The organism is Paenibacillus sp. FSL P4-0338, assembly GCF_038002365.1.
Lineage (GTDB): Bacteria > Bacillota > Bacilli > Paenibacillales > Paenibacillaceae > Paenibacillus_AQ.
Map to the genome: position 1 here is coordinate 588,116 of NZ_JBBOCG010000001.1, position 13,115 is coordinate 601,230.

At 50.2% G+C, this 13,115-nt stretch carries 12 protein-coding genes; 6 read left to right on the forward strand and 6 right to left on the reverse strand.

The window, feature by feature from the left end; all coding sequences use genetic code 11:
- Positions 1-2: 2 nt before the first annotated feature.
- Positions 3-887 carry an AraC family transcriptional regulator gene (locus tag MKZ07_RS02500; protein ID WP_036693496.1) on the reverse strand — a complete coding sequence of 295 codons (885 nt, stop codon included), beginning with the start codon at positions 885-887 and terminating at the stop codon, positions 3-5.
- 155 nt (positions 888-1,042) lie between these two features.
- Here MKZ07_RS02500 and MKZ07_RS02505 point away from each other — a divergent pair, with 155 nt between their 5' ends.
- Positions 1,043-3,751 carry a glycosyl hydrolase family 95 catalytic domain-containing protein gene (locus MKZ07_RS02505; protein ID WP_036693494.1) on the forward strand — a complete coding sequence of 903 codons (2,709 nt, stop codon included), beginning with the start codon at positions 1,043-1,045 and terminating at the stop codon, positions 3,749-3,751.
- A 313-nt stretch (positions 3,752-4,064) separates the two neighbouring features.
- Positions 4,065-4,553, forward strand: coding sequence for an LURP-one-related/scramblase family protein (locus MKZ07_RS02510; protein ID WP_036693493.1), 489 nt, complete (start codon positions 4,065-4,067; stop codon positions 4,551-4,553).
- A gap of 332 nt (positions 4,554-4,885) precedes the next feature.
- Here the strand turns inward: MKZ07_RS02510 and MKZ07_RS02515 are convergent, their stop codons facing one another.
- Genes MKZ07_RS02515 through MKZ07_RS02525 form a run of 3 tightly spaced genes read right to left on the reverse strand, consistent with a single transcriptional unit; the run spans position 4,886 to position 5,992 of the window.
- Positions 4,886-5,092: a hypothetical protein gene (locus MKZ07_RS02515; protein WP_036693490.1), complete on the reverse strand. Its 207-nt coding sequence runs from the start codon at positions 5,090-5,092 to the stop codon at positions 4,886-4,888.
- On the reverse strand, positions 5,093-5,464 hold the full coding sequence (locus MKZ07_RS02520; RefSeq protein WP_036693488.1) for a BlaI/MecI/CopY family transcriptional regulator: 372 nt from the start codon (positions 5,462-5,464) through the stop codon (positions 5,093-5,095). It abuts the gene before it with no gap.
- Between the two features lie 21 nt (positions 5,465-5,485).
- Positions 5,486-5,992: a TraX family protein gene (locus MKZ07_RS02525; protein ID WP_051493320.1), complete on the reverse strand. Its 507-nt coding sequence runs from the start codon at positions 5,990-5,992 to the stop codon at positions 5,486-5,488.
- Between the two features lie 176 nt (positions 5,993-6,168).
- Here MKZ07_RS02525 and MKZ07_RS02530 point away from each other — a divergent pair, with 176 nt between their 5' ends.
- Together MKZ07_RS02530 and MKZ07_RS02535 are read left to right on the forward strand one after the other, a co-directional pair.
- Positions 6,169-7,674, forward strand: a complete 1,506-nt coding sequence (locus tag MKZ07_RS02530; RefSeq protein WP_341024317.1) for a WG repeat-containing protein — start codon at positions 6,169-6,171, stop codon at positions 7,672-7,674.
- Between the two features lie 95 nt (positions 7,675-7,769).
- The gene (locus MKZ07_RS02535; protein WP_036693484.1) at positions 7,770-9,302 is read left to right on the forward strand and encodes a carboxylesterase/lipase family protein; all 1,533 of its coding nucleotides are present in this window, start codon (positions 7,770-7,772) and stop codon (positions 9,300-9,302) included.
- A gap of 62 nt (positions 9,303-9,364) precedes the next feature.
- Here the strand turns inward: MKZ07_RS02535 and MKZ07_RS02540 are convergent, their stop codons facing one another.
- Together MKZ07_RS02540 and MKZ07_RS02545 are read right to left on the reverse strand one after the other, a co-directional pair.
- Entirely contained in the window at positions 9,365-10,144 is a 780-nt protein-coding gene (locus MKZ07_RS02540) for a helix-turn-helix transcriptional regulator (RefSeq protein ID WP_036693483.1), read from the reverse strand.
- A 13-nt stretch (positions 10,145-10,157) separates the two neighbouring features.
- Positions 10,158-10,982, reverse strand: coding sequence for a helix-turn-helix transcriptional regulator (locus MKZ07_RS02545; RefSeq protein ID WP_036693481.1), 825 nt, complete (start codon positions 10,980-10,982; stop codon positions 10,158-10,160).
- Between the two features lie 230 nt (positions 10,983-11,212).
- On the opposite strand from MKZ07_RS02545, the gene MKZ07_RS02550 reads away from it, so the two are divergent.
- Together MKZ07_RS02550 and MKZ07_RS02555 are read left to right on the forward strand one after the other, a co-directional pair.
- Positions 11,213-12,187, forward strand: a complete 975-nt coding sequence (locus MKZ07_RS02550) for an ABC transporter permease (RefSeq protein WP_341027871.1) — start codon at positions 11,213-11,215, stop codon at positions 12,185-12,187.
- A gap of 17 nt (positions 12,188-12,204) precedes the next feature.
- The gene (locus tag MKZ07_RS02555; RefSeq protein WP_341024323.1) at positions 12,205-13,086 is read left to right on the forward strand and encodes a carbohydrate ABC transporter permease; all 882 of its coding nucleotides are present in this window, start codon (positions 12,205-12,207) and stop codon (positions 13,084-13,086) included.
- The last annotated feature ends 29 nt before the right edge of the window (positions 13,087-13,115 follow it).

The window sequence follows — 13,115 nt, forward strand, 5'->3', positions numbered from 1 at the left end:
TTTCAACGCTTCTTTTTGTGTTGAGTAGCGGTTTCGCCGAAATACTTTTTGAACGCATTGCTGAATTGTTCCGGGGTGGCAAAACCAGCTTGTGCTGCGATCTCGCCAATAGATAATTGTGTTGTGAGCAGAAGCCTTGAAGCGGCGCCCATCCGGGCTTGCTGCTTCTTATCTTTGAAGGACATGCCATATTGCTTATGAACCATTCGTTCCGTCTGTCTGGTGCTTAGGCCTAATTGATTGGCAAGCTGTTGTAGCGTAATGGAGTTGTAATCATATAAAAAGCAGTTCTCTATCATGAGCAGTCTGCTATCATCGAGAGTCTTCAGGGGAAGGGACGCTATAGTGGTGTAATTCCCTCTATAATGCCTTAACAGGCAAATCACAATCATCTCAAGAATGTTGGTCGCCATCTGATGGACTCCGATTTGCCCGCGGGAGAGTTCTTCGGCAAGCATCTCGAATAAGGCAAGCATTGTACCGTCCTCTTGCCCAATCCAGAAGGGGTTGGCTACCAGCAGTTCGGGGAGAGACGGCTCGCTCAAGTGGGGATGTTTTACATTCGGAGAAACAGAATTTCCGGGCAAAATCTCAAAGAAGATGCAATATTCCGCCATGGGGTCTTTCAGATCGGGAATCTGCTCGTGAACGACATCCGGACCGGTTACAAAGAGCATGCCAGGCGAGATAGGGTAACGGTTGCCTTGTGCAATCAGAGTTCCCTGTCCGGTTGGAATGTAATGCAGCTCATAGCTTCCCTGGCTGTGGCTGTGTGCAGGCATAGCCTTATAGAAGTACCCGAACTTGACATACAATACGTTCAATACCATTGTGCCCAGAGTCAGCTTGATATCCAGATCACCGATGTTAATGTCAGGTAAGTTCATTCTTCTGCACGCTCCCCCTTGTCAAAATGCGACATTCATTGATCTTCCTTGTCATCTCTAAGGATAACGAATCTCACCCTCCATTGATATAATTATTACTGAATATCGATGTAATGTGAGTCATTAGCCCAAACCGCTCAGGAGGAGATCCATTGATGATTGTACCGGAACCAGCACGGATGTATACGAAGGGGAATTATGCAAATGCCTATACAGAAGTTTCAACAGTTCATCCCGGAAATGCATGGCGGGAAGGTATGGTTAGCGGAAACGGGGAGAACGGATATATTACTTCAGGCTCGCCGTATACGGACTGCTTTATTTTTCAGAATATGTGGTTTAATTATCCTTCCAGGGACCCGCGTGCGGTTCCGCAAGAATTGACAGGACAACTGGATGCCGCCAGGCAAAATGTGTACAAGCAGAACGATAAATGGAAGATTACAGATGCTGACGGATCTACCCGGATCAGAACCTTTTATTACAGCTACCATCCGGGGCATCAGCTCCGGTTCAATATACCCTCCCACGGCAGCTTAAGCGGGTATCAGCGATGGACGAATTATGAAACTGCGGAGACAGGGGTGCGGTACAGCGATGAGAATGGGGAGTGGGTCCGTACATCCTTTACTTCTCGTGAGGATAATGTCTCTATTACCCGGATTACAGCTTCTTCTACAGGTGCTAAAGTAAATATAACCCTCTCCATTGATGATATATCCGCGATGAGCGGAGCGAACGAAGGTCATAACGAGCTGAACGGACTGCAATATAAAAAGCTGGTGGACGCAAATGCCGGCGTTCTCGCCCAGGTTGTACATTATCCTTTTTATGCGGGAAGTGAACTGGCTTACGGGGGATACGCCGGCTTGACTCAGGTTGTTGTTGTGAACGGCACCAAAAAGAGAATACTGATGCCGGACAACCATGAAGCAGTGAACGTTGGTCAAGAGGCCAACCCGGCAATCCAGATTAAGGACGCTGATGCTGTGTATCTAATTACGCGCTCATGCAGAACACATACTATAGGAAGAATCGAAGAGTTTGGTGCAATGGCTCACTACAATATTGTAGACGAGCTCTTTGAAGGGACCCATGCTGTTGTTCAAAAATATTCAGCGGCGGATGGTCATTTAGATTATGAAGCGGCCCTGGCTGCTCACACTATGAAGCATTCCGCAGAATTTAATGCAGTGAGCTTCCGTATTGAAGGCGATGCACCTCACAAGAATTCGGACAACCAGACCTTAATCGCTGAGCAACAATCAACCCCGGTAAGGGTTAATCATGCGTTTATGGAGCAGGTATACAATCAGGGGCGGTATGCCATGATCTGCTGCAGCGGTGCAAGCGCTCCACGCTTATATGGAATGTGGACCGGAGAGTGGAATCCTGGCTGGCGGGGGATTTATACGCTGGATGCCAATGTGAATCTGCAGGTGGCAGCCATGAATACTGGTCATTTAACTCACGCAGCGCTCGGGTATATTACATTTTTCCTCCGGAATACTCCCGACTTTGAAGCTAATGCGCGGATGGCATACGGGATGCACGATGCAATTCAGGTCTCCGTTAACTCTGACGGGGACCGGGCCATGCATGTCGAATATGACAATGATTATCCGTTTGAGTACTGGAATGCCGGGGCAAGCTGGTGCCTTCTGCCCATCTATGAATATTGGCAATGTTACGGTAATCAGCAGATACCTCTTCATGACAAGATGCGGATTCATGAGCTTCAGCCCATTCTGAGTGTACAAGATGGAGGCATGAGTGATGAGGAGTTCACCCAGCTGCTAGACAAAGGTTATCTGGATCTTGCAGCAGATATCCTGCTTCCCTTGCTTACCAAGCAGGCCAACTTTTGGGAGCAGATCTGTACACCGGAATATTACACGGATATCAACGGGAAGGCCTGTTATCAGCAGGGGAAAGTGCGGCTTGTTCCGGGAGAGAAATACTTGATTATTCCTGCATATTCTCCGGAAAACCATCCTATTGGGTATAACAGCACAATTACGGCGAATGCCACAATGGATATATCAGCTGCACGAGATGGACTCTCTATGGTTATTGCAATGGAAGGGGAAGTCAAACGCGAGGGTTATGAAGCAGCTATAGCTAAGTGGAAGGCGTTACTTGAGCTGCTGCCGAATTATAAATATGACTACGATGGTGCTTTGCGCGAATGGGCTATGAATGAATATACAGAAAATAACAACCATCGTCATTTGAGTCATCTGTATCCGGCATGGCCTGCTTATGAGACACAAACCGATCCTGCGCTGACACGGGCAGCTAAGATAGCGATTGATAATAGAGACCGGTTGAATACAGGCGACGATACAGCAGGGCACGGCTGGATGCATAAGGCACTGGTGCAAGCCAGGTTGAAAAATGGTGACGGAGTACTGTCATCCCTTCTGCCCATGATGAGAGATGCGGCTTATTACAGCTCCTTAATGACAGATCATGATTCTAACAGAAGATGCAACTGTTATTGTACGGATACCTTATTCGGTACCGTGGGAGCTATTAATGAAGCGCTGTTATTCTCGAATACAGGTGAAATAGAGATCCTGCCAGCGTTGCCTTCCGATTGGCTGACGGGTTCTATACATGGGCTTATGGCAAGAACCAGGGCTGAAGTCAAGACATTAACCTGGAATCTTCCTGCCAAATCGGTGCATCTGGTACTGCGTTCCCACAGGAATGAGAACGTCATCCGGTTAAGCGCGGGACTTCCTTGGACAGAGGCCCGGATCAACGGGGATAGGGCGGATGTGTTACAGGATTCACGGGGGAAATATATCCAAATCACACTAAGTGAAGGAACAGAGGTTACAGTGGCGTTTGAAGTGTAAGAGAGACGGGCCGATTCCAAAGGCTGTAGATCCGCCGATTAAGGAACGGCCTGTCCGGTTGCAAACTCAAAGCACGGCTATTGCAGGGAACATGAAAAGCAGCATTCCTCTCTTCCTCTAAACGAGGAGCGGAGACAATGCTGTTTTTTGCTTGTGCTTAAAGGGATTACAGAGTCAGAGCAAGGATTTGTGCCATTAAATTGCTGCGATTTAGTTAAAAAAGGCACATGCAGCTTAGCCAAAATGGGGTTAAGCTAGAGTTATATCTCCGTTTAAGGGTAATAAATTTAATGAGGATTGGAGGACACCAACCATGAAACAGCTCTACATCAAGCAAAAGGTATTCAGCATAGGCGAGAAGTTCACGGTGAAGGATGAGCGGGAGCAGGATGTGTATTACGTGGAGGGCAGCTTCATGCGGATTCCCAAGACCTTCTCGGTTATGAATGCCGGCGGAAGGGAAGTTGCACAGATTACGAAGAAGGTGTTCAGCTTCCTGCCCAAGTTCTTCGTGGAAGTGGATGGCCGTGAGGTATTGACGATCAAGAAGGAGCTGTCGTTCTTCAAGGCGCGCTATTCGATAGATTCGGCGGATATTGAGGTGCACGGGAACTGGTGGGACATGGATTTCCAGGTTTTGCAGCGCGGGGCCGTCGTCGGGGAAGTGAACAAGAAGTGGTTCACCTGGGGAGACAGCTACAGTGTGCAAGTGCTCAATGAGGAGCTGGAGGCTATCATCATCGCGATTGTGGTTGCCATTGATTGTGTGAAGAGTGATGAAGCCTCGGCTTCTAGTCAGTAGTTATTCTTCCAACGATCCGGATAGGTGAATATAAGTGAGATCAGTTCCTTCGGTGAGTCCGATTTCATTAGTAAAGGATTCGTCAGTAAAGGATTCGCCGTGCAAGACTTTCTTAGTACCTGGTGCAGTATAGGTATCACTTGAGAAGAAGGAGCTGTTGGTTACGGTCTGCGTCTCAATGAAGCGCGCTTCAGTCAAAGGGACAATGCTTGTAGCCACAATTAGCGTTACATCACTCCGCACAGCCATATTCCGGTAATCAGCCGGTGGATACCAACTGGCAGTGCAGCCCCCGATCCTCCTATTCCGGTGATGATTCCCACCCCGGTCCCTTATAAGGTAGCCGGGCTGGGCCACCTGATAAGGGAGAACAAGCTGAACTGATGCGGAAGCGAGTAAGGCAGCAGCAGCCGCACCAGGACAATGGCCCAGAGGATGACAAAGGTGTACTTCGGCAAGGTGTTGCGTCCTATTGCGCGAACTGCGGCAACCGCAACAATCAGCAGCGAAGCAGAAGCGCTCATAGCTCCGATGCCCATCTAACTCTCCTCCTGTTCCAAATGATCCACCAGCTGCTTTAAACGGCTGATTTCCTCTGCGGATAACATCTTACGGTCCAGCAAAGAGGCGACAAGCTTGTCAGCAGCACCGCCATACATTTTATCAATCAGCTCCAACGTTTCCTGCGCCTGCGCCTGCTCTCGGGTAATTAGCGGCTTGCAGACGAACTGGGGATCTACGCGCTGAATGGCCTCTTTCTCAATGCATTTCTTGATGACGGTGTATGTGGTAGTCTTGCTCCAGCCAGTCTCCTGCTTCAGGATTTCTGCGATCCGCTTCGCTGTTGTTTCCCCGAATTCCCATAATATCTGCATGACCTTCAGTTCAGAATCGAACAGCTTCACAGCCATTTCTGCACACTCCTCTTCCCTTTATGAATATTTTACGCTCATAGTGGCATGAACCACCCGATGCCTTCTTGGCAAGCTTCTCAGTATATATAACAGGAAAATAATCAGAACATCGCCTTTCCCTCCCTCAACCAGCAGCAGCCAGCCTAAGGCAACTAATCCTGCCACAGCGAGCAGCCCCCATGACACGTGAAATCTGCACAGATATTTATAGATCCATAGGGTGAACAGCCCTAAGCACAAGATGAACAGGATGTTAAGAGGTTCTCCCCAAGGGTCAGGCTCCATCCCATATATCCGGGGTACAGTCACACCGAACAGCAGCATATAAGGGAGCTGAGATATCAGCGCAAAGCCCAGTAATCTTGCTATGTATCTATGCACATTACGGGTATGTATGAATCCCAGCACGATACAGTACATAAAGATCGGGGCAGCTAGCCTGCCAATCAGGCTTGAGCCGAATGAGAGAATGGTGTACAAGACCGACCAGACCTCTGATTGCCCGGGAAATGTACGGTTTAACACATAGTGCCTCCAGGGTACGGCGCGCCTTCGGTTCTATTGCAATAGAATATTTGTATTTATTCTATCCCAGTAGAATGGTGTTGTCAATATTGTGCAACTAATCTGCCTTGTAAGCATCTATATCAGTAGCTTCCAGTTCTAACCATTCTGCAATACTCAACAGGAGGACATTCCTTATGCAATTACATCATTATTTTCTTCAAAAGCACCCGCTCACGGCGGTTCTGGCCGCAGGCCTGATCGCACTGGCTGCTTGTTTCGGACTTGGCGGGGCCACGGCCCATGCCGACCGCTGGGAGATCTTTGACCAGGGTGAGCATTTATTTTTGCCGGAGGGGCCGGTAGAGGTGGATGGGGCGGTCATGGTGCCTCTTCGTTCCATCGCGGAGCGGTTTGGTTATACGTTCGTGTCGGTGAACAACAAGGAGATTGTGCTGACTCCTCAAGAGGGGCTTAGAACAATCATCCGGCTGGGCACCAAGACGGCCTTGCTCGAATATGAAGGCGGTGCCAAAATACAGCTCATGGCACAGATTCCGCGCAATTTTAACGGAGCATGGTTTATTGATCTGGCATTAGCTGGAGCGATGGGCGGCCAAGGCCACTCTACCGTTCCCGGCACTAACTTCATTCAGCTTCGTCCCGTATCTGGGGATGCGAAGGAGCAACTGGAACGCCAGTATTGGTTCAGCTTCAAGGATAAGGGCCAGACCGTATTCGTGAACAACCAGGGGCAGGAGAAGTTGCAGACGCTATATACTTCCCCGCTGGACTTCGGTTATGATGACCTGCTTCCAGTGAAGAAATCCGGTTATACAGCCGGATACATGAACCGTGCAGGGGAGCTTGCCATTGATGCTCCGCACTATCAGCTTGGACTGTTCAGTGAAGGACTGGCCTGGTTCAAGGATCTGGTCAACACTGAGAACGGTGGAGTCACTGTACGAATGGGATACATGAACCGTGCGGGTAAGGTTATTATTCCGGGGATCTACAATCGGGCGGAGGATTTCTCGGACGGGCTGGCGAAGGTGACTAGAGCAGGCAAAACCTATTATATTAACCACAACGGCCAGATGGTGATCCCGCCGATCCCCGGGCTGCAGAACAGTGAGTCCTTCTCGGATGGACTGGCGGCTGTAACCGTACGAACCACGGCAGGCGGCAAAAGAATCCTCCGGACAGGCTTCATTGACACCGCAGGCAAGTGGGTGAGCAAGCCCATCTATGAGTCGGCAACCCCGTTCTCGGAGGGAATTGCTACCGCAACTTTGAACGGTAAAAGCGGTCTCATTGATACCGCAGGCAAGTGGATTGTGAAGCCCCAGTATAGCAGCGGCAGTACTTTTCTCGGACAGTTCCGGGACGGGCACATTCTGCTTACGCTGAGGGGCGAGCATGATTATACGCATCGTCTTGTCGATACCAAGGGGAAGATCATCACCGTTCCGGGAACCGGCCAGCTTGCAGGATTCGGTGATGGTATTGTCTCGTATAATGATACGGGCGGATATGGCTTCAAGACTGTCGCAGGACAGGTGATTGTAAAACCCATGTACTCATATATGTGGAATTTTAAAGCTGGGGCGGGCAAAGGGTTCATTGATTATAATGATGTCTACGAAGCTCATCTGATCAATAAAGCTGGTAAAGTGGTGTGGAGCACCGGCATGTTAGAATAGATCAATTATGATCCCGCATAGATCATTGTTTTGGGGCAGGGGGTCTATTAGAATTTGGGGGTAAGCAATTATGTGCATGTGAAGGAGACGGTAATATGCTTAGATTGGTCAATGTGGAGAATGGTACGGTCAAAGGCTTGCCCGCAGCCGATCCCCGGATTACGAGCTTCAAGGGAATACCGTTCGCAGCTCCGCCTGTAGGCGAGAACCGCTGGCGGGCACCGCAGCCTGCCGAAGACTGGGAAGGCGTGCTGCAGGCCCACGAGTTCGCACCGGTCTCCATGCAGGTCAGACAGGAATTGGATGATAACAATATCTATACCCGTGAATGGGCAGTGGAGCCTGATATTGCGATGAGCGAGGATTGCCTGTACCTGAACGTATGGACCCCGGCCAAGCAGGCGGACGAGAAGCTCCCCGTCTATGTATGGTATTTCGGCGGCGGGCTGCAGGTAGGCCATCCGGCAGAGATGGAATTTGACGGCGAACGGATTGCCCGCAGAGGGATTGTGGTGGTGACGATTAACTACCGGCTGAATATCTTCGGCTTCCTCTGCCATCCTGAGATTACGGCGGAATCGCCGGAGGCGCCCGCTAACTTCGGCAACCTTGACCAACAGGCGGCAACCCGCTGGGTGAAGCGCAATATTGCAGCCTTTGGCGGCGACCCGGACAACATTACCATCGGCGGACAGTCAGCAGGCGGCGGCAGTGTCATGAGCCAGCTTACCTCTCCGCAGAACGAAGGATTGTTTCAGCGTGCGATTGTTGAAAGCGGTATCTTCACGGACCTGTATCCGGGTACCCTGCTGCCGCCGCTCCGGGGAACGCTGCAGGACGGGGAGCAGGACGGAATTGAGTTCTTCAAATACTTAGGTGTATCCTCACTGGCAGAAGCGCGGAAGCTGGATGCAGTCTATCTGCGGGACAAGGCAGTAGCACTTGGCGGCTTCTGGGGGACTGTTGCCGACCAGAAGTTCCAAGTGGGGAATCCGTTCGATCTGTTCGTGCAGAATAGACGCCTGAAGGTGCCGGTTATGCTCGGCCATACCTCCTCCGAATTCTTCAGCACTCCGAATGTGCAGTCCTACGAGGAGCTCAAGCAGCTTGCGGCAGACATGTTCGGGGAAGATGCGGAGACCTTCCTGAAGCTTAGCGGCGCACGGCCGGATGCCGTTCAGGAAGCGGCGGAGCGGGCAGCGGTAAGCGGGATCGAACACGCAATTCGTATTGCCGCGCAGGCGAACGCGGATACCGGAGGCGAAACGCCGCTCTATTACTATAACTTCGATGCGGAGATTCCGGGATGGGATAACCCGGGCACCTTCCACTCGGTAGATCTGTGGTTCTTCTTCGAGACGCTGGCCAAGTGCTGGCGGCCGTTTGTCGGCAAGCATTATGATCTGGCCCGCCAGATGTGCAATTATACCGCACACTTCATCCGTACCGGTGACCCGAACGGCCAGGATTCTACAGGCGAAGAATTGCCGCGCTGGGAGCCGTACACCCCGGAAGCACCTTACGGGATGCTGTTCGCAGACAAGGCGGAGTTCTCTAGAGAACAACCAGGCGCTATCATGAATTTTCTGGTGCAGCAGTATTTCAAGAAGGCTGGCAGCCCGGTCTGAGATGGACGTGATTCAAGCTGGCTGCTAACGGGCAGCGGCCGGAAGCCCGATAAGCTCTGGATTCACGGCGGCGAAGCCCCGGCCCTGGCCTGTCTCTGGTAATTTCGCGGCGTACACCCGGTCACCTGCTTGAATTGCCGGCAGAAATGCTCCACATTCGGATAGCCGCACCGTGCGGCGATATCGGCGATGCTCTCGGCGCTGTGGACGAGGTATTCCTTGGCCATGCGGACGCGGCTGTTAATGACATCCTCCATGCAGGAGAGTCCGAAGTTTTTTTTGTAGATACTCTGGAGATAGCCTGGACTGATCTCAAGCACACCGGCCATTCTGGCCACGGTCCAGTACTCTCCGGGGTTCGTCTGAATGAGCGTGCGCAGCTTCAGCAGCTTATAGTATTGCGGGGTAATATTGTCCTGGAAATAGGATTCCCACAGCTTGTTGAACAGCGCGCGCAGGAGCAGATCGATGGAGGAGGCTTTGCAGTCCCCGCCCATATGGTGCTCGCTGGCGAGAAGTTCAAGCAGTTTTTGGCAATAGTCAGGGTCGCTAAGCGCAAAGGGGATACCTAGGGGAAGCGGAGATTCCGTAACATAAGGCTCATTGGATTCAAAGCGGATCCAGTCATTAATGAACTGGCTGGCGCATGCCTGATAATACACTTTCTGCTGCGGCTGGTAGAGAACTACGCTGTGGGCAGGGTATTGCTGGAGTCCGCCATGCACCCAGAATAGCGCCGGAGTCTTGGTAATGACCAGGAGCCAGTGCGCACCAGCGGGAACATCTACAACGAAGTTAGAGGCGTGTATCGTATTGCACTCGACATAGTGAATAAGGGCCATTTCCGTACTCCTCCTAATGAATCTCGCGGAATTCACCTGGCGTAATTCCTTCGGATTCCATGAATTTCTTGTTGAAGTAGCTGATGCCCGGATACCCGGAGAGAATGGCAACCTCTTTGATGGACATAGAGGGATGGGCCAGCAATAATTGCTTGCTTTTTTGAATCCGGCATTTGGTGATATAAGTGACAGGGGTCATTTTCGTTGCCTTTTTAAACAGGCTGCAGAAATAATTCGGTGTCAGCCCTGCTTGACCCGCCCACCATTCCAGCTCAAATGGAAGGTGGGCTTTTTGTTGCATTTTGGGCAACAGAGCCGTTATTTTATCCAGATGATTGGTGCTGCGGTAGGATGAGAATGGAAGCGAATTGCTCACAAATTCAATGATTACGCTATAGGTTAAGGTTGAGATCCGGGAGGGGCGGAGGAAATTATAATGTTCAACCTCATGAAATAAATCTTCAAATGCCGAATGCAGGAGGGAAGCGTTCTTCAGCGTCCAGATCGAAGAACTGGTATACCGGTTATCCAGAAAGTAAGCCGGGAGTGCATTGCCGTTAAACTGAATCCAGAAAATATTCCACGGGTCTGACTCTGAGCAATAATATCGCATACGGTCGTTCGGGAAATGGAGAAAGGCATCTCCAGCGCCTAATGTGAAGGTTCTATCCCCGATTTCAATATCCCCGCTTCCACTGGCGATATAATGCAAACTGAAATCTCTGACCCCATTCGGCCGGTTCACATTATGATCGTCCGGCCGGATGAAATTTCCGATAGAATGCGGAAAGCAGAAAAAACGGAATTCCGTAAAATTGGGTAAATAATAAGTTTTCATGCAGCCGCCACCCCACCCTTCTTTTACCAGACAAAATCTTAATATAGTTTCATTAATAGTATAATATTATTATTTCGTCAAGGATTATTGATCATTATAATGAAAACAATAATATATTTTTGTTTCAGAAAACGGTGCCCGATATATAAAAGTGACAACGCTTTCTAGAAAATGTCAGCTTACGCTGCCATCCTCAGGGAGATAAACTACAGGTAAAGGAGGAACGAATGATGCAACTCGAAACAAACTTAACCGGCGCAGAGGCTCACCGGGGCCAGATATGGAAGCGGTTTAAAAAACAAAGAGTGCTCCATTTATTTGTCGGGCTCGGCATGATTTTTCTGGTGATTTTTTCCTACACTCCAATGTTCGGTATTCTGATGGCGTTTAAGGACTACAGCATTTCCGACGGGATCAAGGGGATTTTTACAAGTGATTGGGTAGGGTTCCGGTATTTCGATGAATTTGTCCATGATTATCAGTTCGGTAAGATCGTCAGGAATACACTTGTGCTCAGCTTCCTAAAGGTGATCTTTGCCTTTCCTGCTCCTATCGTGCTGGCCATTCTGCTCAACGAAGTGAAAAGCATGCCGTTCAAGCGGTTCGTGCAGACGATCAGCTATTTGCCTCATTTTATCTCATGGGTAGTAGTGGTCGGAGTCTCCTATGCGTTCCTGTCCGCAGATATGGGGCTTGTGAACAAAGCGCTGCTGCAAGCCGGGTTCATCGACCAGCCGCTTAATATTCTGACGAGTCCGAATTATTTCTGGGGCCTCGCTGTAGGGAGTGCCGTGTGGAAAGAGATGGGCTGGTGGACGATTATTTTTCTGGCCGCGATTACAGGCATCAATCCTTCACTTTACGAAGCTGCTGAGATTGACGGGGCTGGCAGGCTGGCCCGCATCCGCCATATCACACTTCCGGGAATGAAGGGGACCATCGTCGTCGTGCTGGTTCTGACCATCGGCAGCATTCTTGGAGGCGGCTTGGTCGGCTCTAACTTTGAGCAGGCGTATCTGCTGGGGAACAGTATTAATAATCCGACCTCGGAAATCGTGCAGACTTATGCGTTCAAGGTGGGGTTAAGCGACGGCCGGTTCTCTTATGCAAGTGCGATTGATTTAATCCAGTCTGTTATCTCGGTCATTCTAATCTTCTCCAGTAACTTCATTGCGAAGCGCGTCTCTGGCTCAAGTCTATTCTAGAGAAAGGAGCGTTAACTGTGCTCAAGAGTCAAAAACAAAAAGATCTGGTCATGGACAGCATCGTTTATTTGCTTCTTTCCATTATTGCCCTGACCATGCTATATCCCTTTTATTATGTGCTGATTGCTTCGTTTAACAAGGGATCTGACACATTATTGGGTGGGATATATTTATGGCCCCGGAGTGTAACCTTTGAGAACTACAGGGTTTTTCTGGAGGACCCCAAATGGATGAAGGCGTTCCTGGTTACTGTGGCCCGCACGGTCTCCGGCACCGCGCTCGGTCTTCTGCTCACCAGTCTCGTAGCCTACGCGCTGTCTCACCGGGATCTGCTGTTCAGTAAATTTTATTTCACCTTGATTATCTTCGCGATGTACTTCTCCGGCGGCCTGATTCCGTATTACGTGGTGCTGCGTTCATTGGGGCTGCTGAATTCGTTTGGCGTGTATATTGTTCCTTCTATGCTGAATACGTTTTTCTTGCTCATCGCCATCTCGTTCTTCCGGGAGATTCCCGGTGAATTGAAGGAATCCGCTCACATGGACGGCGCCGGCGAATTCGTGATTTACTTCCGCATCATCCTGCCGGTCTCGATGCCGCTGCTTGCCACAATGGCGCTGTTCATGGGGGTGGGCCAGTGGAATTCCTGGCTGGACTCCGCGTATTTCGTCCAATCCGAGAATCTGAGGACGCTTACGTTCCGCATGATGGAGATCATCAACCAGAGCAATGCCCCGATGGATTCGGTGGCTGTAGCCAACCGGCCTGGCGGCGGAGTTACCAGCTTTTCCTTGCAGGTCACCTCGATGGTCGTCTCCATCTTGCCGATCATCTGCGTGTATCCGTTCCTGCAGAAGTATTTTGTACACGGGATTATGTTAGGTTCTGTCAAAGGTTAATCAGGATGCTGAAAACAAAACAGGGAGAG